Source organism: Pseudomonas sp. GW821-FHT01E05 (assembly GCF_059422425.1).
The window spans coordinates 159,826-180,931 of the sequence record NZ_JBWKWW010000001.1 but is presented as its reverse complement, the minus strand read 5'-3'; the positions used below and the strand labels follow the sequence as shown (position 1 = coordinate 180,931).

19 protein-coding genes and 2 pseudogenes are annotated in these 21,106 nt (G+C 59.6%); 8 read left to right on the top strand and 13 right to left on the bottom strand.

The genetic code is table 11. The features are described from left to right. Nucleotide 1 precedes the first annotated feature (1 nt). The 3 genes from AC07W5_RS00905 to AC07W5_RS00895 are packed head-to-tail and all read left to right on the top strand — an operon-like array spanning nucleotide 2 to nucleotide 1,634. Complete coding sequence (locus AC07W5_RS00905; RefSeq protein WP_495022630.1) at nucleotides 2–886, top strand: metal ABC transporter substrate-binding protein; 885 nt, start codon at nucleotides 2–4, stop codon at nucleotides 884–886. Further along, nucleotides 883–1,443 (top strand): gamma carbonic anhydrase family protein, encoded by a 561-nt coding sequence (locus tag AC07W5_RS00900; RefSeq protein WP_495022629.1) that lies wholly within the window; start codon nucleotides 883–885, stop codon nucleotides 1,441–1,443. Before AC07W5_RS00905 ends, AC07W5_RS00900 begins: the two co-directional genes overlap by 4 nt. A gap of 2 nt (nucleotides 1,444–1,445) precedes the next feature. Further along, nucleotides 1,446–1,634 (top strand): hypothetical protein, encoded by a 189-nt coding sequence (locus AC07W5_RS00895; RefSeq protein ID WP_495022628.1) that lies wholly within the window; start codon nucleotides 1,446–1,448, stop codon nucleotides 1,632–1,634. Nucleotides 1,635–1,748: 114 nt separating this feature from the next. On the opposite strand, the gene AC07W5_RS00890 is transcribed toward AC07W5_RS00895, so the two are convergent. Continuing rightward, a complete protein-coding gene (locus AC07W5_RS00890) occupies nucleotides 1,749–2,270 on the bottom strand; it encodes a DUF3617 domain-containing protein (RefSeq protein ID WP_494990995.1) in 522 nt (173 codons plus the stop codon). A 131-nt stretch (nucleotides 2,271–2,401) separates the two neighbouring features. Here AC07W5_RS00890 and cls point away from each other — a divergent pair, with 131 nt between their 5' ends. Further along, entirely contained in the window at nucleotides 2,402–3,841 is a 1,440-nt protein-coding gene (gene cls, locus AC07W5_RS00885; RefSeq protein WP_495022627.1) for a cardiolipin synthase, read from the top strand. Here the strand turns inward: cls and cfaB are convergent. The 6 genes and pseudogenes from cfaB to hflK (AC07W5_RS00855) all read right to left on the bottom strand — a co-directional run bounded on the left by cfaB (nucleotide 3,838) and on the right by hflK (AC07W5_RS00855) (nucleotide 11,256). Next, a complete protein-coding gene (cfaB, locus tag AC07W5_RS00880) occupies nucleotides 3,838–5,025 on the bottom strand; it encodes a C17 cyclopropane fatty acid synthase CfaB (protein WP_494990997.1) in 1,188 nt (395 codons plus the stop codon). The genes cls and cfaB overlap by 4 nt on opposite strands. 71 nt (nucleotides 5,026–5,096) lie before the next feature. Then, nucleotides 5,097–5,246, bottom strand: a pseudogene (locus tag AC07W5_RS00875) (HvfC/BufC N-terminal domain-containing protein); the annotation flags it as partial. Nucleotides 5,247–5,286: 40 nt separating this feature from the next. Beyond that, nucleotides 5,287–7,206, bottom strand: coding sequence for a cation-translocating P-type ATPase (locus AC07W5_RS00870; RefSeq protein ID WP_494990998.1), 1,920 nt, complete (start codon nucleotides 7,204–7,206; stop codon nucleotides 5,287–5,289). Beyond that, complete coding sequence (gene hflK, locus AC07W5_RS00865; protein WP_495022626.1) at nucleotides 7,203–8,261, bottom strand: protease modulator HflK; 1,059 nt, start codon at nucleotides 8,259–8,261, stop codon at nucleotides 7,203–7,205. Before hflK (AC07W5_RS00865) ends, AC07W5_RS00870 begins: the two co-directional genes overlap by 4 nt. Beyond that, entirely contained in the window at nucleotides 8,258–9,295 is a 1,038-nt protein-coding gene (hflC, locus tag AC07W5_RS00860) for a protease modulator HflC (protein ID WP_494991000.1), read from the bottom strand. The genes hflK (AC07W5_RS00865) and hflC overlap by 4 nt, the downstream gene beginning before the upstream one ends. Beyond that, on the bottom strand, nucleotides 9,292–11,256 hold the full coding sequence (gene hflK / locus AC07W5_RS00855; protein WP_495022625.1) for a protease modulator HflK: 1,965 nt from the start codon (nucleotides 11,254–11,256) through the stop codon (nucleotides 9,292–9,294). The genes hflC and hflK (AC07W5_RS00855) overlap by 4 nt, the downstream gene beginning before the upstream one ends. A 226-nt stretch (nucleotides 11,257–11,482) precedes the next feature. On the opposite strand from hflK (AC07W5_RS00855), the pseudogene AC07W5_RS00850 reads away from it, so the two are divergent. After that, nucleotides 11,483–11,560 (top strand): annotated as a pseudogene (locus AC07W5_RS00850) (hypothetical protein); the annotation flags it as partial. Nucleotides 11,561–11,701: 141 nt separating this feature from the next. Here the strand turns inward: AC07W5_RS00850 and AC07W5_RS00845 are convergent. Beyond that, entirely contained in the window at nucleotides 11,702–12,175 is a 474-nt protein-coding gene (locus tag AC07W5_RS00845; protein ID WP_494991002.1) for an Lrp/AsnC family transcriptional regulator, read from the bottom strand. A 144-nt stretch (nucleotides 12,176–12,319) separates the two neighbouring features. Between AC07W5_RS00845 and AC07W5_RS00840 the strand changes: the two genes are divergently transcribed. Then, a complete protein-coding gene (locus tag AC07W5_RS00840) occupies nucleotides 12,320–12,949 on the top strand; it encodes a LysE family translocator (protein ID WP_495010490.1) in 630 nt (209 codons plus the stop codon). A gap of 105 nt (nucleotides 12,950–13,054) precedes the next feature. Here the strand turns inward: AC07W5_RS00840 and AC07W5_RS00835 are convergent, their stop codons facing one another. Genes AC07W5_RS00835 through AC07W5_RS00815 form a run of 5 tightly spaced genes read right to left on the bottom strand, consistent with a single transcriptional unit; the run spans nucleotide 13,055 to nucleotide 18,792 of the window. Then, the gene (locus AC07W5_RS00835) at nucleotides 13,055–13,879 is read right to left on the bottom strand and encodes a class I SAM-dependent methyltransferase (protein WP_494991004.1); all 825 of its coding nucleotides are present in this window, start codon (nucleotides 13,877–13,879) and stop codon (nucleotides 13,055–13,057) included. Beyond that, nucleotides 13,873–15,027: an acyltransferase family protein gene (locus AC07W5_RS00830; protein ID WP_495022624.1), complete on the bottom strand. Its 1,155-nt coding sequence runs from the start codon at nucleotides 15,025–15,027 to the stop codon at nucleotides 13,873–13,875. The genes AC07W5_RS00835 and AC07W5_RS00830 overlap by 7 nt, the downstream gene beginning before the upstream one ends. Continuing rightward, nucleotides 15,027–15,914 carry a class I SAM-dependent methyltransferase gene (locus tag AC07W5_RS00825; protein ID WP_495022623.1) on the bottom strand — a complete coding sequence of 296 codons (888 nt, stop codon included), beginning with the start codon at nucleotides 15,912–15,914 and terminating at the stop codon, nucleotides 15,027–15,029. Before AC07W5_RS00825 ends, AC07W5_RS00830 begins: the two co-directional genes overlap by 1 nt. Continuing rightward, a complete protein-coding gene (locus tag AC07W5_RS00820) occupies nucleotides 15,911–17,215 on the bottom strand; it encodes a glycosyltransferase (RefSeq protein ID WP_495010493.1) in 1,305 nt (434 codons plus the stop codon). Before AC07W5_RS00820 ends, AC07W5_RS00825 begins: the two co-directional genes overlap by 4 nt. Continuing rightward, nucleotides 17,209–18,792, bottom strand: coding sequence for a glycosyltransferase (locus AC07W5_RS00815; RefSeq protein WP_495010494.1), 1,584 nt, complete (start codon nucleotides 18,790–18,792; stop codon nucleotides 17,209–17,211). The genes AC07W5_RS00820 and AC07W5_RS00815 overlap by 7 nt, the downstream gene beginning before the upstream one ends. A gap of 431 nt (nucleotides 18,793–19,223) precedes the next feature. Here AC07W5_RS00815 and AC07W5_RS00810 point away from each other — a divergent pair, with 431 nt between their 5' ends. Together AC07W5_RS00810 and gmd are read left to right on the top strand one after the other, a co-directional pair. Then, on the top strand, nucleotides 19,224–20,138 hold the full coding sequence (locus tag AC07W5_RS00810) for a GDP-mannose 4,6-dehydratase (RefSeq protein WP_495022622.1): 915 nt from the start codon (nucleotides 19,224–19,226) through the stop codon (nucleotides 20,136–20,138). Then, nucleotides 20,135–21,106, top strand: coding sequence for a GDP-mannose 4,6-dehydratase (gene gmd / locus AC07W5_RS00805; protein ID WP_494991010.1), 972 nt, complete (start codon nucleotides 20,135–20,137; stop codon nucleotides 21,104–21,106). Before AC07W5_RS00810 ends, gmd begins: the two co-directional genes overlap by 4 nt.

The window sequence follows — 21,106 nt, the reverse complement described above, 5'->3', positions numbered from 1 at the left end:
GATGCGCGCTCTACTTGTGCTGTTCAGCCTGCTGCTGCCGTTGTCGCTCTCGACAGCATCCGCGGCAGAAAAACTTCAGGTCGTCACCAGCTTCAGCATTCTCGCCGACATGACCCATCAAGTCGGTGGTGAGCATATTCAGATCACCAACATGGTCGGTCCGGACGCAGACGCCCATACCTACGAACCCACCCCGGACGATGCCAAAGCGCTGCTCAAGGCCAGGCTGATCATCAAGAATGGCTTGGGTTTCGAACCGTGGCTGGATCGCCTGGTCACCAGCACCGAGACCAAAACCCCGGTGATCACCGCCAGCCGTGGCGTCATCCCGCGAACCATGGATGAAGACGGCGAGACCATTCCCGACCCGCATGCCTGGCACAACCTGGCGAACACCGAACTCTATGTGAACAACATCACCAAGGCGCTGATCGCAGCGGATCCGGCGAACAAAGCCGACTACAAACGTAACAGCCAGGCCTACCTGAAACAGATCTACCGTCTGCTGGCCGACGCCAAAGCCAAGCTCGGTTCTTTGCCACCGGGAAACCGCAAGATCGTCACCTCCCATGATGCCTTTGGCTATCTGGGCCAGGCTTACGGCATCAACTTCATGGCGCCTCAAGGTTTGTCCACCGAGCGCGAACCCTCCGCAACCGAGGTCGCTGCGCTAATCACCCAGATCCGCCAGGCCAAGGTCAAAGCGGTGTTTATGGAAAACATCAAGGACGCGCGCCTGCTCAAGCAGATCGCCGAAGAAAGCGGCGCGCATATTGGCGGCACCTTGTACTCCGATGCCCTCGCCGCCACAGGTCCGGCCAGTACCTTCGCCGGGCTCTTCGAATACAACCTCAACACGCTGTACGACGCCTTGAGCACGCCATGATTCGAAAGAACCCGTCAGGCGATCTGCCGCTGATCGCCGAGTCCGCTTATGTGGATAAAACCGCAATCATCTGCGGCAAGGTGGTAATCGGCGAGAACGTCTTCGTCGGCCCCTATGCGGTGATTCGTGCCGACGAAGTGGACGACTCAGGTCAGATGGAGCCAATCCGCATCGGCGCCAATTCGAACATCCAGGACGGCGTGGTCATCCACTCAAAATCCGGCGCGGCGGTGACGATCGGCGAGTTCAGTTCGATCGCCCACCGCTCCATCGTTCACGGGCCATGCTCCGTCGGCAATCGGGTGTTCATCGGCTTCAACAGCGTGTTGTTCAACTGTGCGGTCGGCGACGGCTGTGTGGTGCGGCACAACTCGGTGGTCGATGGCAGGGATCTGCCTGAAGAGTTCTACGTACCGTCGACCACACGCATCGGACCCAAGACCGACCTGTCGCAGTTCCCGCCTGTCAGCGTCAGTGCTTCGGAGTTTTCCGAGGATGTGGCGCGGACCAACGTCGATCTGGTGCGCGGCTACAAAGCCCTGCAGAACGAGTTTTGAACATGAACAGTGCGCTGACTCACAACGCCCGGTTGGTCAACGAAGGTCATGAGTTCTACGCCGATCTACTGCTGGACCACGGTCGCATCGTGAAGTATGTAAGTTTGCGTAGCCGCAATGGGGAGGGTTGGGGGCAGATGAGTGTTCATCAGGTGTGTGGGCGATTGGGGTTGGAAACCAACGCTAATTAGTGACTAGATCGTTCCCACGCTCCTGCGTGGGAACGCCTCAATGGACGCTCCGCGTCCGCTTTGTGACGCAGCGTGTCACGGGCTGCATTCCCAAGCAGAGCGTGGGAACGATCATCACGCTCGTGGCTTGACCGTACCGCAGTCTTGCCCCATCCACACCGCTCGGGTGTCCAGGCTGCCCTTCTGCTGGATGCCGGTGGCATTGAAGGTGCCGTTGACCTTGGTCGTGAACTCTCGATCACTGAGGAAAGTGGCGACACCGGTGCCCTGCGCTTTCGGGCAGCTGAAGCGAAATTTCCACTGATTGCCGGCGCGGTCGGTGATTTCCTGCTTGCAGCCCGATTGCGGATCCGTCAGCGGAATGTTGTCGGACTGCACTTGGGCCTGAGTCAGACAAGCTCGAATACCTTTGCCGCCCATGGTGATGCCCTGCTGCTCTAGCGCTGCCCGTTGTTCCGGGGTCATCTGGCTCTGTAACTGGCCAAGGATCAATTGCAGATCAGGCAGGTTCTGGTCATCGACCTTCATATTGCTCGACGTCAATTCCCACAACCCAGGCTGCAACATTTGCGCCTGAGCAGCGACAGGAAGTGACAAGCCAACAACCATGGCCAAACCCAGCAGACGAACGTTCATCAAGTAACTCCTAGAGAATAGTGGCCGTTAGACGTCTGCAACCTACTTCAGTTGCATGGCGAATTAAATAGCGACATTCGCCGTGGAACATGGTCTGTTAAGCATTGAACCTTCAGGAGAAAGGCTGCCCCATGGATTATTTTGGCCCGCATTTTTTCGGTTATCTGATCGCCACTATTCATTTGCTGGGCATGATCGCCGCCATCCATGCCGTATTCACTGTCAGGACTGCCCAAGGCGCAATCGCGTGGGCCTTGTCACTGTTGTTCATTCCTTATCTGACCCTCATCCCCTATCTGGTCTTCGGCCGCAGCACGTTCGATGCCTATATCAAGGCAAGGCGCCAGGCCAACGAGGAAATGCGCAAAGCCATCGCCGATCTGAACTGGCGCCCCTGGATCGAAGAAGCGCTGACCGCTCGCGCCTCAAATGCCTACGCCTCGCTGCGTGCCATGCCGAAACTGGGACAAATGCCCTGCCTTGCCAATAACCAGGTGCGCCTGCTGATCAATGGCGAAGCCACTTTTGCGGCGATTTTCGATGCCATCCGTAACGCCCGCCAAACCGTACTGATCCAGTTTTTTATCATCCACGACGACCACCTCGGTCGCCGCTTGCAGGCCCTGCTGATGGAGAAAGCTGCCGAAGGCGTAGCCATTTACGTGCTCTACGACCGTATCGGCAGCCACTCCCTGCCTCACAGCTACGTTCAGCCAATGCGCGAGGCCGGCGTACAGATCAAAGCCTTTGCCACACGCAGCGGCTGGCTCAATCGCTTCCAGATCAACTTTCGCAATCACCGCAAAATTGTCGTGGTCGATGGTTTGTCCGGATTCGTCGGCGGGCACAACGTCGGCGACGAATACATGGGTGAGAAATCGCCGCTGGCGCCTTGGCGCGACACCCACGTCCAAGTCAGCGGTCCGGTGGTGGCCTGCATGCAGGAGTCGTTCGCTGAAGACTGGTTCTGGGCTTCACGCCAGCTGCCGCCGCTGATCCTGCCGGACACCTATCCGGATGACGGCGTACTCTGCCAACTGCTGGCCAGCGGCCCGGCAGACCCCTACGAAACCTGCTCGCTGTTTTTCGTTGAAGCGATCCATGCCGCGACTGAGCGGGTGTGGATCACCAGCCCGTATTTCATTCCCGACGAAGCGGTTTTCGCTGCGCTGCGACTGGCAGTGTTGCGCAATGTGGATGTGCGGATTCTCCTGCCGTCGCGGCCGGATCACCGCGTCGTCTACGCCGCGTCCAGTCTCTTCGCCTTCGAAGCCGTGCGGGCCGGGGTACGAGTGTTCCGTTATGAGCCCGGTTTTCTGCATCAGAAAGTAGTGCTGATCGACAGCGAAATCAGCGCCATCGGCAGCGCGAATCTGGACAATCGATCGTTCCGGCTCAACTTCGAAGTGATGCTGCTGACCGTCGACAGACAATTTGCCGCCGAGGTGGAACACATGCTCTGCGAGGATTTCGACCAGGCCCACGAGATCGCTAAAGGAGAAAGCCGGGAGACCCACCGCCTGCAACAACTTGGCATGCGGGTCGCCCGGCTTATATCGCCGATCCTTTAAGGGTTGTAGATATCGTCGCGAGTCCACGGCAGTTCATGGCTACCGTCGGCATGAGCCTTGACCGCGAGGATCTGGTGCAAATTGATCCAGCCTCTGGCGAATGCATAAGCGCAACCGGCCAGGTAGAGCCGCCAGATACGTAGAACCTGCTCTGGCACCTGTTTTGCGGCGGCTTCAAGGTTATCTTCCAGGCGCTCGCTCCAGTGGTCCAGCGTGCGTGCGTAATGCAGGCGCAGGCTTTCGACGTCGACGATTTCCAGCCCCGCCTCGCTGATTTCGGCCGAGATCATCGACAGGTGCGGTAGCTCGCCATTGGGAAACACATAACGCTCGATGAATTCGCCAGCACCCCGCCCAACCGGCCGACCGTCGATGTGCTTGGCGGTAATACCGTGGTTCATCACCAGGCCGCCTTCGCGCACAGCGCCGAACAGGGTCTGACAATACTGCGCCAGGTTCGCATGGCCCACATGCTCAAACATGCCAACGCTCACCACCTTGTCGAAACGGCCGTCCTGAGGCAGGTCGCGATAATCGAGCAATTGCAGTTCGACCATATCCTCCAGACCTTCCTCAATCACCCGCTCACGAGCCAGCGCCAACTGCTCTTTGCTCAGGGTAATCCCGAATACTTTCGCTCCGAATTCCCGGGCGGCAAAGCGCGCCAGCCCTCCCCAACCGCAACCGACATCCAGCAAGTACTCGCCGGGCTGCAGGCGCAGCTTACGGCACAGATGCCGAAACTTGGCTTGTTGGGCCTGTTCGAGGCTCTCGCTACCGGTCTCGAAATAGGCGCAGGAATAGGCCATGTCGCTATCGAGCCAAAGCTGATAGAACGCATTGGACAGGTCGTAATGATAGGAAATGGCTGCCGCGTCGGTAGCTTTGTCATGGACGGAGCGAACCGGTTGATTGCCTTCGTCCTCAGCCAGCAGAGCCTGGCTCCACTCATCGCAGACCCGAATGACCTCATTGATAGAGCCTTCGAGTTCCAGCTTGCCTTCGACGAACGCCGCCCCTAGCAAATCAAGGCTCGGATGAGTGAATTTGGCAACCAATTGCGGGTCCTTGACCACAATGGTGACGCTGGGCGCCGGGCCCAGATTAAACTCATGGCCATCCCAGAGTCTGAGGCATAACGGTAGTTGCAGATTCTGTAAGGCCGGTGGAAGTTGCACGAGCATGGATAGTCCCCCTTGTTTCAGACGTCTGATTTGAGGGTAGACCATCCATGAAAATTAGCAGGCTATCGAACTCATAGCCTCTCTCTATGACCCGCGACGGTGATCGAACCGTCGTGAACCCACTGTTTCAGCCAGGTTACGGCCTGTAGTGGCGCACCCTCTACACAAGTGACTGTGAACTCGCTACACAGTTCGGAAAAGCTCAAACCGTCGTTCACCACGGTAGTCCCGACATAGCACTAGAGAGAGATCCGCCCCTGATCAGACATCCTCTTTGAGCTTGAGCAACGGCTCCTGAAAACGCAGCAAACGGCCCGCATTGCCGAGCACCAGCAAGGTGCTGAGGTTGTGCAGCACCGCGGCGATCATCGCCCCCGCCGCCCCAAGCCAGCCGAACGCGGCAAACGTGACGATCGCAAGCGTCCAGCCCAGACCGATGATCACATTGACTTGCAGCGTCTGACGACACTGGCGACTCAAGCGTACGCAAGTGCCCAGGCGTCGCAGGTCGCTGCCAATCAGAACGATGTCCGCCGAGGCCAAAGCGATATCCGCCCCGCCCGCGCCCATGGCGACACCGACCACCCCGGCTTTGAGTGCCAGCGAATCGTTGATCCCGTCGCCCACCACCATCGGCCGAAAACCGCTGCCGATTTCCTGCAGAACGCGGTTGAGTTTGTCTTCAGGCAAGGCTTGGGCTTCGACATCGCTGATCCCGACTTCATAGGCCAGGCTGTGGGCCACGCTATGCCGATCCCCGGTGAGTAGCAGTTGCCGCCCCAGTCCCAGTTCTCGCAGCTCGCTCAGTGCGTGGCGAGCCTCGGGTTTGATGCTGTCCGCTAACAACAGCCAACCGAGAAATTGCCCGTCCAGCGCCAGCCCGGCAATGGGGCCGTCATGCTCGGGCACGGCGGACGTCGCAATGCCCAACTGGGTAAACAGCTCCGGACGACCGAGTGCCGCCTCGCCCTGCTCCGTTCGCGCCACGACACCCAAACCCTGGCGTTCACGGATATCCGACAGCACCAGAAAATGTTCCTGCGTCACCAGCCCGGCCAACGCACGGCTAACCGGATGGCTACTGGCCGAACCCAGGCTGGCTGCCAGTTTCAGCAAGGCGCTGCGATCTCCGACCGGGCTGTCGATCGATTGCAAACGCAGGGTGCCAAACGTCAGGGTGCCGGTCTTGTCCACTACCAGCGAGGTCAGGTCCGCCAGCTCTTCGAGAAACGCCGAGCTGCGAATCAAAATCCCGTGGCGCGCCGCTACGGCGATCCCGGCAATTGCCGTTGCCGGCGCCGACAACACCAAAGCACAAGGACAGGCTGCCACCAACACCGCCAACATCGCCTGCGCATCGTTGCTGATAAACCAGGTGACGGCCGCCAGCAGCAAGACCAGCACCATGTAGCTGCCGGCATAACGCTCGAGCAAACGAGTGATCGGCGGCTTCGAGCGCTCGGCGCTTTGCATCAGTGCAATGACTTTGCCCAGGGTCGACTCATTACCGGTGCGGGTAACTTCAATGCGCAACAGGCCATCGAGGTTGATCGCCCCGCCGAACACCTGCATGCCGACACTCGCCTCCAGCGGCACCGACTCGCCAGTGATCGGCGCGGTGTCGAGGCTGGCCTGCCCGGAAAGCACCAGGCCATCGGCCGGCACCCGGTCACCGGCGCGCACTTCCACCAGGTCGCCGGTCTTGAGCGTGGTGTTGTCCACTTCGATAATCGTGCCGTCACCCTGCACTCGCCGTGCATGGCTGCGCGTCAACTTACCCAAGGCATGAATAGCTTCCTGGGAGCCGATCACGCTGCGCTCTTCCAGCACATGGCCGAAGATCATGATGATCGGCAGCAAGGCCGCCGTCAGCAGATCGCCAGTGGCCCACGCACCCATCATCGCCAGTGCGATCAACTGATCGGTGATGCCGTGCAGGCTTGGATAACGCAGGCTGTACCAGGCCGAACGCATCACCGGTACGGCTACCAGCAACGAGGCAAAACCCAGCAGCAACTGGCTGACACCATTTTGCTCCGGCACCAACCAGCGCCAGACCAGACCCAGCCCGAGCAGGCCGAGGGCGAGCATCGCCAGGGTCAGTTGTCGCGCGGCGCCGCGTTGTTCGGCAGAGGTCAGCATGCTCGCCGCAGGTTGGGCGGCAGCAGAATGGGCAGTCATTGTTCGGCTCCCTGAATGATCAGGCGGGTATCGTCTTTAGGATCGACCGTGGTCACCGAGCCGGCCTGGCCGAGGATCTTAGGCAGACGCTCACGATAAATTCGCAGCAGCATTTCAGGGTCGGTGCCCTTCTGCTGCACCTGGGCCAGGCTCTGTACTGTTGCCGTGTCGGTCGACGCTTTGGCCAAGCGCTCACTGGCTTGTGCATGAGCTACTTGCAGGACACGGTCGGCTTGCTGGGTGGCGGTCTGGGTCAATTTTTCAGCATCGGTTCGCGCGTTCGCCACGGCCTTGTCAGCCTGTTGGCTGGCGGTCAACACCGCGTTGAACGCGTTCACCGCAGGCTCCGGCAAACTCGATTGCACGTCGACTCGTGCCACCTCAATCCCCAATCCCTGCCCCGTCGCGGTCAATTCGGCCAAGCGTTGATTGATGCCCTGCACCAGATCCCCGCGCAGACGTTCGCGACGCTCGGCGGCCTGGTTATCCGCGCCGATCAACTCAGGGCGCGCCACCAGAATAGTGTCCAGGTCTCGCGCAGCCGTCAGCGCCACCGCACTGCGGGTCACCAGGCGATCCAGTGCCGGCAGCACATGCTCGCCTTGCAGTACGAACGCATACGGCTCGTTGACCTTGTAGAAGACCCGTACATCCAGTTGCACCACACCGGCATCACCGGTCAGCAAGTAACCGGAGCCGGCCAAGGCGTCACTCAACGGCGTGGCGAAACTGGCAACTCGATCGCCTTGTAGCGCAGCATCGGAACGCAACAGGTTTTCCACCCGGCGCTCGATCACCCGATCCGCCGCCGGCAACAACACAACCTGTTCAAACGGTCGCGGCCACGCCAACAACAAACCAGCATTCTGAATACGATCCAGAGCCCCAAAGTGCAGTACCACCGCCCGATTCTGTGGATCGATCTGCCGCACGTTGGAGAACGCCCAAACCACCGCAGCCAACACTGTCACCGCGTACAACGCTAGGAAGGTCAAGCGGCCGGCTTGAATCCACGGGCTACTGACTTCATTTGTTCCACGTGGAACGTTACTCATGGCTGCGACTCGGCCTTGCTACCCAGGCTCGGCGGCCCGTCCACCAACACCCGAAATGGCGCCGCGTCGGTGCGCAATATCAGCTTGGTACCCGGAGTGACTACCGTGCCCAGAGTGTCCAATGAGCGCAGCAAGTTATACAGCTGCGGTGAACCCGCATAAGCGCGGCCGTAAATCTGCGCGGCCTCGACTCGCGATTGAGCTTCGATATCTGCGGCTTTCACCGTGGCATCGGCTTGCACAATTCGCGCATCACGCTCGGCGGCCGATCGAATTTGCGCCGCCTCGCGTTTGCCGATTGCGGTGCGCTCAGTGGCAATGGTTTCACGCTCAGCGCGCATTCGGTCGACGGTAGCGGTCAGGGTCACCGACGGCAGAGTCAGCCGCTCGATACCGACTTGCAGCACACGCACGCCATAGGTGGTCAGCAACTGCTGATCGATCTGCTTACGCAGTTGCGCTTCGAAGTCAGCGATGTGGACCTGGTTGGCGTCGGTGTTCACCAGATTGGCCAGGTCAAAACTGCTGGCCGTGGTTTCCAGCGCCGAGCCGACAAAGGTACGAATCTGCCGCGCTGCCTCGTCTGGCTGGTTTTGTACCGCCCGCATAAAGCGCTGCACGTTATCCGGATCGCCCTGCACCTGCCACGCCACGTAGGCCTGAACAATGATCCGCAAACCATCACGCGTACCGACGTCCTGTAAACCGCTGGAGGTGGTGCGCAACCGCAGGTCCACCGGGATCGCCGCCTCGAACGGCGCTGGCCAACGCCAGCCAAGACCAGGCTTCAGCAGCACCCGCGACGGGTTACCAAAACGGGTGATTACCGTGGCTTCACCTGAGCGCACTTGCACCAGGCTCGCCGCCGCAATAGCAAACAACACCAGCAACACCGCCCAGGCCATGCGCCGCCAAGGAAAAGGTCCGGCCTCTTGTGGATCGCCATGGTGATGATGGTGGCCATGATGGTGCCCGCCATGGCCGTGGTCGTGGCCGACGTGGTCTTGATGATCGTGGGAATGAGGCTGGCTCATTGGGAAGCTCCTGACTGAACGGCTTTACGCGGCGCCGCAGGGTCAACCGGTAGCGTGAACGTACGTAAATCGATTGTCGGAGCGCTGTTGCCGCCCAAACGATGATCGAGAATAAGCAGCTTGGTTTTCGCCAGGCTCAAGGTTAGCTGGCTGAAGTATTGCTCCAGCACAAAGGCCTTCCCGGCCGAGGCATAAGCCTTTTGTTCAGCCGCAAAACGCAGTTCGGCGGACTGAGCGGTGGCTTTGACTTCATGGGCGCTGGCCTGCGCCTGATCACGGGTAACACTGGCTTGCAATTGCGCCTGATTGGTCTGCTCACTGGCAGCCCCCCGCTCACGGGCGATCAACGCCTGGGCGCCGATCTGCGCAGCTTGCACACCGTGATAAGCGTTGGCAGCACCGGCCGGTGGATGAATCGCTTCAACCACCGTGGCAAGGATTTCCACGCCGCTGTCGAGTTTCTGCAAGTCAGCCTGCACCGCGCGACCGATGTCACCGGCAAGCCCTACACGATCCTCACCCAGCAACCCATCGAGGGTACGCGAAGCGAAATCGTGAACAAGAATCCGGCTGGCGGTGCTGCGAATCAGCGTCGGAACATCTGCAGTGTTATAAGTCGCCGCCAGCGCCGCCTGATCGGTCAGGCCGATGCGATAGACAAAACGCACGTCCATGTTGACGATCTGAAAGCTCTGTTTGTCGGCACTGCTGCTGGCGATGACCTGTGATTTGTCGTTCACATGGCTGGCATCCCACAGCCGATTGGCGATCAACGGTGCGGGGCCTTCCGCCGAATCTGGCAGTGTTGCGACAGTCGCTTCACCGGTGCTGGTGGCCAACTCATGCACCACACCGTTCTCGACACTCAGCACGCGACCTAAAGGCCAAGGCAAGCCGGCATGCAGTCCCGGCCCGAAGACCTCGACCGGCTTACCGAAGCGCTCGTAAATTCCCCGCGCTTGCAGGGGAATTTCGTGAATCCCGGTGAGCAGCCAACCAACCGCCAGCACCACCATCAGTACTGGAAAAAACGCCCGGCGCATGTAGGTGAAAGCCCAGATCTGCCTAAGGTCGATACCGAAGCGGTTGTGCAGTTCGTGCTGTAACGCCAGCAAGGGCTGCGGAGGCCAGCGCAGCATGCCGGCGACAAAACTTTGCGCCAACAGCCGTGGTTCAAGCTGTTCGCGACGAGGGCTGAACAGCGACAACAGCGCGCGCAATAGCAATTCGATCGCCACCAAACCCGGCAGCAATCCGATCAACACCGCCAGACGTACAGGCCAAACCGACATTTCACTGCTGAACAACAGGCATAACGCGCTCAACACCAGGCAGATGATCGCCACCCGGACCAATTGCCCAAGCTGCCCGGCCTCGGGCCATTCAGCGGGGCTTTCCTGGGCCAGCTGACGTTCGAACACCAGCAAGCCGAAGGCCAGTAATAACGAAAGCGCCGCCCCCACACTGGCCGACAGCCCTAATGCGGCGCCGGGCAACGACAGATCCCAGACCTGCTCGATGCTCAACAGCGCCAACAGTGCCCAGCCACACAGCCAGAGAGTCGGTGCGCCAATCTGCGCCAGCAGGCGCATCCAGCTGTCGCCAATACGCTCCAGCAGCCGCTCGTACCAGCCAAGCGCTTCAACCGGCCTGTCCACGATTTGCTCAGCGGATGGTGCGGCCTGTGACCCCAGCGCTCGCCCGCGCCACTGTGTCACCCACCAGGCTGATTGCAGCCCGGCAATCACGACCAGCAGGGAGGCGGTCTGATTGACCAACAACGCAGACCATGGCGATTGCGGGGCGAAAAGTCCGACAAAAAACGCCAGCACCAAGCCGACTACCGAGCCCCCCGCCAAACCGATGCCGACCCGCTTCAACCGCCGCGCGTGAAATGCCGCTTGTTGAAAACGCGGCAGCCCTTCTACATCCGCCCCATCCGCATCCAGATCGACTTGCATACCACCCCAGCCTGTTGTTGCCAAAACCCAGGCCTGTGGATAAGTCCCAGGCCGCTGCGAATATCACATTTCGTTACGATATAACGATGGTAATGAAATTTTCTCTTCGCACCTATCCTTTTGTCTGCACGGCAGTGTCTGTGGATAAGCCCTTTCCATGGGGCTTGACCAAAAGCGTACAACCGAAACATATTACGAGCATAATTTTTTTGTGCGATCTAACTTCCTGACCTGCCACCCGCACCCGACACGCTCTGAAGCGTTGCGTCAGGCGGCGATGAATGTGGAGGGGATGGCGACGCAGATCCAGTTTTATACGGTGGGAGTTTATGTTGGTTGTTCAACCGTCTTCGCGGGCAAGCCTCGCTCCCACATCAGTTATTCGGCGAACACAAAATGTATGCCTCACACAGATCCGTAGGAGCGAGGCTTGCCCGCGATCGACTCAATCCGGCAAATGCCCCAACGGCAATGGCCCGGGGGTTTTCACTGTGTGGATCGCGAAGTTGCTGCGAATGTCGCTGACGCCCGGCAGTTTGAGCAAACTGCCGGTGAGAAAGCGTTCATAGCCACGCAAGTCCGGCACCACGACTTGCAGCAAAAAGTCCGACTCGCCCGACACCAGAAACGCTGAAATCACCTCGGGCAACGCCGTCACCGCCTGGCGAAAAGCTTCGGCTTGAGCATCGTTATGCCGCTCGACCTTGACCCCGACAAACACCGTCAAACCCAGGCCCACCTCGTCGCGATCGAGGTTGGCCTGATAGCCGCGAATCACCCCGGCCTCTTCCAGCAATCGAACCCGACGCAAGCACGGCGAGGCCGAAAGACCGATCTCGTCGGCCAATTGTACGTTGCTCAGGCGTCCGTCTCGTTGCAGGGCCGCCAGGATTCGGCGGTCGTAGGCGTCCAGTTTCATGATTGGCATATCCTGACTGTTCTTGTTCATCACTTGGCAGATTATGCCAAGTCTAACCACTTTACTGGCTTACTACGCAAGCACCTACCCTGCCCGTCGGGCATAGACTTTGATCACCGAATCGATAACGAATGGGGTGGCAAGGTGGCAGAACTCTGGATGTTTTTTTTGGCTCTGGCGGTGGTGTATCTGCTGCCGGGCCCGGACATGATTCTGCTGCTGCAAACCGGCGCGCGTCAGGGCACAGCCACGGCGCTGGCGACTGCCGTGGGGCTGGCGATTGCCCGTGGTTGCCATGTGGCCTTGGCGGCGTTGGGCCTGGCGACCTTGTTCAAGGCCGCGCCCTGGACCTTTGAGGCGGTGCGCCTGGCGGGTGCCGCCTACCTGCTATGGCTGGGGGTTCAGTGTCTGCGCTCCAACATGTTGCCGAGCCTGAATTCAGCCGGTGCGTCCACCCGGACCTTGCTGTGGCGTGAAGCGATCCAGCGTGGGTTGCTGACCAACCTGCTTAACCCCAAGGCGTTGCTGTTTTGCTCGGTGCTGCTACCGCAGTTCATCGACCCGCAAGCCGGCCCGGTAGTGGCGCAGTTCGCCAGGCTTGGCGTGGTGCTGGTCATCGTTGGGCTGTTGTTTGACAGCTGTTACGCACTGGTCGGGACCAGGCTCGGCCGCTGGCTCGAACGCAGCCCCTCGGCGCAGCGGGTGCAGCAATGGCTGTTCGGCAGCTTGTTGATCGGTTTTGCCCTGCGCCTGACGTTCGTTCAGCAGGCGTAAAGCCCTGCACTTGGCAATCGGCCGGTACTTGCAGGATCTATGCGATGACTTCGGAATGAAACAAGGGCCTTTCAAGGCCCTTTGCGTCACTGGCCAGTACCCTGCTCAGCCAGGCTTGCGGGCAATGATGACCTGACTTTTCGCCACGACCGCGTCTAGCGCCTGCTTGATCTGCGCGCCACGCGGCGAGGACAGAACCGCCTGCCAGGTGTCGGCCCAGTGATTGAGCAGCGGATGATCGGCGTTGCCGAAGTCGACCTTGGCTTCCCAGAACAGCAGCATCCACATCGACCAGTAGAAACCGTACTGGCTGTGGCTGATCACTTCCAGACCGGCATCGCTGACCATCTGCTTGAACTGGTCTTCGCTGATGATCCGGATGTGGTTGGGTTTCTGGAAGTATTCGGGTGCAGCGATGTCTTTTTGCAGGTCTTCGGAGCTCGGATGCGGAACGCTCAACAGGTACAAAGCACCCGGTTTGCCGACTCGCACCAGCTCGCAAAGAAACTGCGCCGGATCGTCTACGTGTTCGATGACTTCAGTGGAGACGATACGTGTCGCGATGGCATCGGCCAGCGGCAGCGGGTTGCAATCAGTGACATGGGATTCGATATCGCGCGCCGGGGTGTCGCTCATGCGCTGGCGAGCGGCCTCGACTTTGGCCGCGTCGATATCGGCGATGATGATTTTCGCCCCGCGCATGGCACAGAAATGCACGTTACCGCCGTCACCGCAGCCGACATCCAGCACCGTATCTTCGGTGGTGATCGGGAATCCGCTGAACAGCTCGCCGGTTTGCTGATTGAACCAGCCGCTGAGCATCGCATCGTGCAGCCCCAGCATGTACGGGTCGACCTTGTCGGTCGAGGTCTGGGACTGCACTGGTTCGGGTACTTTGCCCGCCGTGAGTTTCTTCAAAAGGCTCAGCATGAGGTAGCTCCAGAGGGTTGGACGGCGGTTCGGCTGGCGTTCAAGCGCTCAACCCGGCGTGTGCCCCGGTTGCGCATGGGCAGCTCGATGAATCGATAATTGAGCTCGCTCAACAGGATGATCAGGGTCATGGCGAGGAGGATGGTCAATATGGGATGACCGGCCGGGCTCGGCAGCCCCGCCGACTGCAGCCGGAAACAGAGTTCGCGGACCAGCAAATAGGCCGGTACATGGATCAGATAGATCCCATAGGAGCGACTGCCGACCCAAGTAAGCAGGTTTTTCAGCGGGCCACGCGGGAACAGGTAATCGCGGTTGTAAGAGGCGACCCAGACCAGTACGGCGCAGAGGACTGCCATTGCGCCAATGCGGTAGCTGGCGAACGTGTAGGGTTCAGTACCCAACACGCTCAGCATCAGCCCGATGCCAATCAGCAACGGCACGCCGAGCCACGGACGCCGCAATACCGTGGGTTCCCAGCGAGCGTGGCTGGCGTGCGCACCCCAGATCGCCAGCAATACCCCGAGGGCCAGGGCATCGGTCCTGATCACCATCAGTAAAGGCGTACGCAGGGTGAGCAATTGCATGGCAACCAGCGCCAGCAGCGCCCAGACCAGGCGTTTGCGGAACACCAGAATGAACGCCGGCAGCAGCACATAAAACTGCTCTTCCAGCGACAGGCTCCAATAGACAAAGCTGGCCCCGTATTCATAGCGGAAGAAACTGTCGGCGAAACGGAAATTGGCAAACTGCAGAAAACCCGCCTGGGTCGCTTGAAGGTTGGCGGACAGGCTGCCGAAAGCCCCGGACTGATTGAGGAACGCGCACGCCAGCAGAATCAGCACCAGCCACAACCAGGCTGAAGGCAACAACCGGAAGGCCCGGCGAATCCAGAAATTGCGGGTCTGCTGCCAAAACTGCTGGCCCGAGGTGCAGCCTTGCAACACCGGGATCAGACTGCGGGCGATGACGTATCCGGAGATAACGAAAAACAGGTCAACGCCCCACCACGACTGAACGTGCGCATTGATGGCCTCCAGCAGCGGGACAGGCGTGGGGAACATGCTGCCCTGCAAGTGGTGAAACAGTACGCCGAGCACGGCAATCGCCCGCAGCAGCTCAATGTCCATGATTCGCTTGTTGTTCATCACGTGCGTCCTGCTTCTGGAGCGGATTGAGCAATGCCCGGTTTGCGCGCAATAATCACCTGACTTTTTGGCATGAACTGATCCAGCATGCGTTTGATGGCCAGCCCATCGGGCTGCGCCAGCAGGTCTTGCCAGGTTCTCGCCCAACTTTCCATCAGTGGCGGATACGGCGCCTGAATCCGGTCGCGTACAGCCCCACCAAGATCGCGCCCGGCGGCCCGTTCGCTGGCCCAGAAAAAAATCATGCCCATGACCCAGAAGAAGCCGCTGGCCTGACGATGCTCGATGACCAGGCCGGCGTCCTCGATCAACGCGGCGAAGCGCTCACGGGAGAAAATCTGAATGTGGTTGGGGGACTGGTAATAGCCCCGCGGCGCAATACCCTGTTGCAGATGCTCGCCCACGGCGTCCGGAACGCTGATCAAATACTGGGCGCCGGGGCGGCCCATTCTCACCAGTTCAGCCATGAACTGCTCGGGCTGGTCGACGTGCTCCAGCACTTCCATGCACACAATCTTGCTCGCACAACCGTCGGCCAAGGGCAGCGGCAGGCTGTTGCTGACCAGGCCCAGCGACGGAGCCTGTGTCTGAGCGCAAACCTGGCGGGCAAGGTCTCGAACCTTGTCGAATTCGCTGTCGGTGAAAATAACCGAAGCGCCCTGACGGACCGCGAACAGCGTCGCAACGCCCTCGCCGCAGCCTACGTCGAGCAGCGTATCGCTTGCACTGATGGCGAAACCTTTGAGCAGTTCGCCGCTGTCCGCCAGAAACCAGCCGTCATGCATGGCGTCGTGCAGACCAATATCACGCGGCGACACTGCGGGCGCGGGCGCAAGCAGCGGCTCAGCCTGTACACCACACAGACGTCTGAACAGTGCACGGATCATGCTTCCGGGGTTTCCACTGCTAGCGTCTTGCGACTATCGAACAGTTGCACGAAAAAGGCCTGCAAACGCTCCTGCGCATTGGCCTGGCTGCAGAACTTTTCCAGGCTGCGTACGGCATGCGCGGACATGTGTGCGTAGCGCTCGCCATCCAGTTTGGCCACCTCATAGCTGGCCCGATAAGCCGAACACAATGACGCCCAGTTGGTGATGTAGCGCAGGGTGCGAAACGCCTTGCGCGGATCATGGGGCCAGGCGGTCAGCTCTTCAGTGGAGTCGATGATGAAGCTGTTGTCCGCGTCCATGTAATCAATCATCGCCGTGGTGCAAGGCGCCACCGCAGGTTTGCCACAGGACATGAACTCCATCAGCGGCAGGCATTGTCCTTCGCCGTAGGAGGTATTCACCACGTAGCTGGTGGCTTGCACCAGGCGTTCATAGTCGGGGTCAGCCAGATAGCCGTAAATCAAGACGATCCGGCAACGGTAGGATTGATTCTTGTAGAGGTGGTGAAGGATATCGCTCAGCGCTTGCTCGGCATCGTGATGGGTCAGCTTCAACACCAGCGTTGCATCCTCCACCTCGCGGAACGAGACACAGAAAGCGCTGAGCATGTCTTCCCAGTTCTTGCGACCATCACTTGGGTTGAATACCGAGGTGTAGACCACGCCATCGAGTACCAGCTCACGATCCTGAACCGGAGCATCGAAATCGATTGCAGTGCCATTGCGCAAGTGCGCGGGCCCAAAGGCGCACAGATCGAGCTGGCGGCTGTCGACCAGCAGCCCCTTCAGATTGAGCTTGACCTGATGAGCCTGTGGCTGACGCTCAAGTTGTTGGCCCCGCGCTGCAAAACGATCCCAAACCGGGGCCGGGATGGCGCTGATGGGGTAGTCCGCGCCCATGGCGTCGCACACAGCTCTTACCGTGTAGCTGGAATGGGTAATCGCCGCGCCCGCTGCGCCAAGGACGTTGCGCCAATCGTTTCGGGGTTCGCCGTCCCAGCTTTCGTTGGGAATCGTGCTGAACTCCCAGGCAAACACCGGAATGGTCGGGCAGGCATAGTGGATCGGTGTGCGATGAGGCGGTGAAAACGATAGAAACACGCACTCTTCGCCACGGCCCAGACACTCACGGTACAAGTGATCCACCTGCTCGTCGGGGTCGATGATTTCCACCACCGTGCCCAGCCGCTCGAGCACCGGGCGGTATTCCTTGAGCACGAAGTAATAGCTGTATTCAGAGCGGCCAAGATTCTGCGCGATGGTGCTCTTGTTGGTTTCCGAATGAATGAGGATCAGCATGATGCGTTGTCCGCCACAGCGACTGTCGGTGCAGTCCCGAGCGCACCTGTCAGGGGAAGCTCGAAGAACGCCCAGAGACGCTTTTGTACGGGGGTGAAGGCGCAATAGTCACGCATGCGCTCAATCGCCGCACGGGACATGTTCTGGTAGACGTCCGGCTGTTCCTTGGCCATTCGATAGCTGTCCTGATAGGCAGTTTTCAGCGAGCCCCAGTCCGGTCGATGACGCAGGGTGCGATAGATAATGCGTGTGTCCTGCGGCCAGATCGTCAGCTCCTCGCTGGACTTGACGACAAAAGCCACTGTCTCATCGATGTAGTCTTCCATGGCGGTATGGTTCGGTGCGATCACCGGTTTGCCGCTGGCCATGAATTCCATCAGTGGCAGGCAAAGCCCCTCACAGCGTGAGGCGTTCACATAAAAACTGGCGGCCCCATACAGACGGGCATATTGCGGGTCATCGAGATAGCCATGCATGACGACCACCCGGCAGGCGAACGGCGAAAGCTGCGCCAGCAGAGTCATCAGCTCGGTGTAGTAGCAAGACAGATCGTTATGGGTGATCTTCAACACCAGCGTGGCATCGTCGATCTCACGAAAGGCCCAGCAGAAGGCGGTGATCAATTGATGCCAGTTCTTGCGGCCGTCCTTTGGGTTGAACACGCTGACATACACGACGCCATCCACCAGGGTTTCGACGCGCTGACTGGTGTCAGGCAGGTCCAACGCAGGTTGCTCCGGTTGCGGCACGGACTGAGGACCGGCCACACCCGGCAGGTACCTGGCCAAGCGTGAATGCTGCTTGTACGACAGCAGGTCGCGAATACCTTCCCAATACCACTGACTCAAATACAACGTACGGCTGGCAGGCCCCGACTGCGACTGGCCGCGAACCGCTTCCAGGCACCACAGGCGCAGGTAATGCTTGGCGATGACAAAGCGTCGCTGCCAGGTCAATGGCGGCGGCCGCAAGGCATCCAGCAGTTCCTGCTCCTCGGGGGTCAGCCGCGGTGCAAGCAGCGCATCGGGAGACAGACCGAGCAACCGTGTGTCGAGAATGCAGCCCTTGATGTCCAGGGTAGTCCCCGGATTGATCGGCGCGCTGGAGTACTGATCGCGAATGGTGGCGAAATTTTCCCAGAGCGGCGTGGGCAGTACCAGGACCGGAAAGTCCTCACCCAGCGCCCGACGGACGGCTCGAGCGGTGTGGCTCGATAACGTAATGACCCGGCCATGACGAGCAAGTGTACGGCTCCAGTCCTGATGCGGGTCGTTATCCCAGTGTTCGTCGGGGATCGAATCGAACTCCCAGGCCACCACGCAAATGGTCGGGCAGCTCAGGTCGGTCGGGGTTTTCTGGGGTGGCGTGAACGAAAGGAAGAGACTCTCCTGGCCTTCACGCAGGAGTTGCCGATAGAGCGGATCGACTTCAGCGGTCGACTGCACCACGTGAACCCGCCCAAGGCTTTCGAGTACCGGACGGTAGGCCTTGAGCACGAAGTAGTAACTGTACTCCGGACGGCCGAGGCTCTGGCTGATCGAACTGTCGTTTACGTCCGAGTAAAGAATAAAATTCATGGCATCCCACGATGAAGCCGCCGTTGGGCAACTTCACTCTATGACGGCAGAGCCATTGACGAAGTCCTGTATTTCCAGTGGCTTCGCCGATCGTCCTCATGCCCGTCTACGTTCTTGTTTTATTGGTCAGCTTTCCCTGGCCAAAAGCAGCCATGCTGATCGCTGGGCGGTCGCGACGAGGGGCATTCTAAACACATCCGTTGAGGGTTCGTGAACCGGCGGGCGACAAATTTTGCGCTACGCTGACGAGAACTGACTGGTCACAATTGGACTTATTGAAATTGCCGGGCAATTGGAACAGATTGTCTCAAAACAACTACAACAATAACTTCGCACGCCACTGAATCTGGAACAACTACTAGAAATTACCGGATTTTCTCAGCAAAGACTGGGGTGATTTGCCGAAGTTTGATAATTGAGGGGGCTGCTGTTTGAAGAAGCGTCTGTTCGTTACGGGTCTGACTGGATTCGTAGGACGTCACATCCAATCCCGTCTGAGTGCTCCCGATTCGGTTTGGGATCTCCTGCCTGTCGCGTCCGGCTATGACCTTTCCCAGCCACACAGCCTGGAAGACCTGTGGCCCGAAATGCCCGACGCCGTCATCCACCTGGCTGGCCAGACCTTCGTCCCCGAAGCGTTCCGTGATCCGGCCAAGACTCTGCACGTCAACTTGCTCGGGACGCTGAATTTGCTGCAGGCGCTCAAAGCCCGCGGCTTCAACGGCACCTTCCTGTATGTCAGCTCTGGCGACGTTTATGGCCAAGTGAGCGAATCCGCGCTGCCTATCGATGAAGACCAGTCGCCCTGCCCGCGTAACCCATATGCTGTCAGCAAGCTCTCGGCGGAATTTCTATGCCTGCAATGGGGGATGACCGAGGGCTGGCCGGTGATCGTCGCACGCCCCTTCAACCACATCGGTACCGGACAAAAGGACAGTTTCGTCATCGCCAGCGCCGCACGCCAGATCGCCAGGATCAAACAGGGTCTGCAAGAACCACGACTGGAAGTGGGCGATATCGACGTGACCCGCGACTTTCTCGATGTGAGCGACGTGGTGTCTGCCTATCTGGCCATGCTGCAGCTCGGCTCACCCGGTCAGACCTATAACGTCTGCTCAGGCAAAGAGCAAAGCATCCGCAGCTTGATCGCACAGCTGGCGGACATCGCACAGGTCGACATCGAATTGATTCAGGACCCTGCGCGTCTTCGCCGCGCAGAGCAGCGTCGCGTCTGTGGTAGCCATGCCAGGCTGCAACACGCCACTGGGTGGACACCTGAGATAACTACACAACAATCCTTGCGGGCGATCCTGTCCGACTGGGAGTCACGAGTACGCCAAGAATGACAAAAAGTGCACTGATCACTGGGATCACCGGACAAGACGGCGCCTATCTGGCCAAGCTGCTGCTCGACAAGGGTTATCAGGTCCACGGTCTGGTGGCGCGTCGCAGCAGCGATTCGCGCTGGCGCTTGCGTGAGATGGGTATCGAGGGCGAGATTCGCTATCTGGATGGCGACATGGCCGACGCCTGTTCAGTGCAGCGCGCGGTGATCAAGGCCGCTCCCGATGAAATCTACAACCTGGCGGCACAGAGCTTTGTCGCAGCCTCCTGGGATCAACCGGTGACCACCGGAATCGTCGATGGGCTGGGTGTGACCCACCTGCTCGAGGCGATCCGTCAGTTCAGTCCGCACACGCGTTTCTACCAGGCCTCCACCAGCGAAATGTTCGGCCTGATCCAGGCCGAGCAACAGGACGAGAACACTCCGTTCTATCCACGCAGCCCCTATGGTGTAGCCAAGCTCTACGGTCACTGGATCACGGTGAACTACCGCGAAAGCTTCAATTTGCACGCCAGCAGCGGGATTCTGTTCAACCACGAATCGCCCCTGCGCGGGATTGAATTCGTGACGCGCAAAGTGACCGATGCCGCCGCGCGTATCAAGCAGGGCAAACAGCAGGAGCTGCGCCTGGGGAATATCGACAGCAAGCGCGACTGGGGTTTTGCCGGCGATTACGTCGAGGCCATGTGGCTAATGCTGCAGCAGGAAAAGGCCGACGACTATGTGGTGGCGACCGGTGTCACCACCACTGTCCGTGAGATGTGCCGTATTGCGTTCGATCACGTCGGCCTGGACTACCGGGACTTTGTGAAAATCGATCAGGCATTCTTCCGTCCGGCCGAAGTTGACGTGTTGCTCGGCAACCCGGCCAAAGCGCAACGCGTCCTGGGCTGGAAGCCCAAAACCAATCTCGAGAATCTGATCCGCATGATGATGGATGCGGACATGAAACGCGTCGCCAAGGAGTAA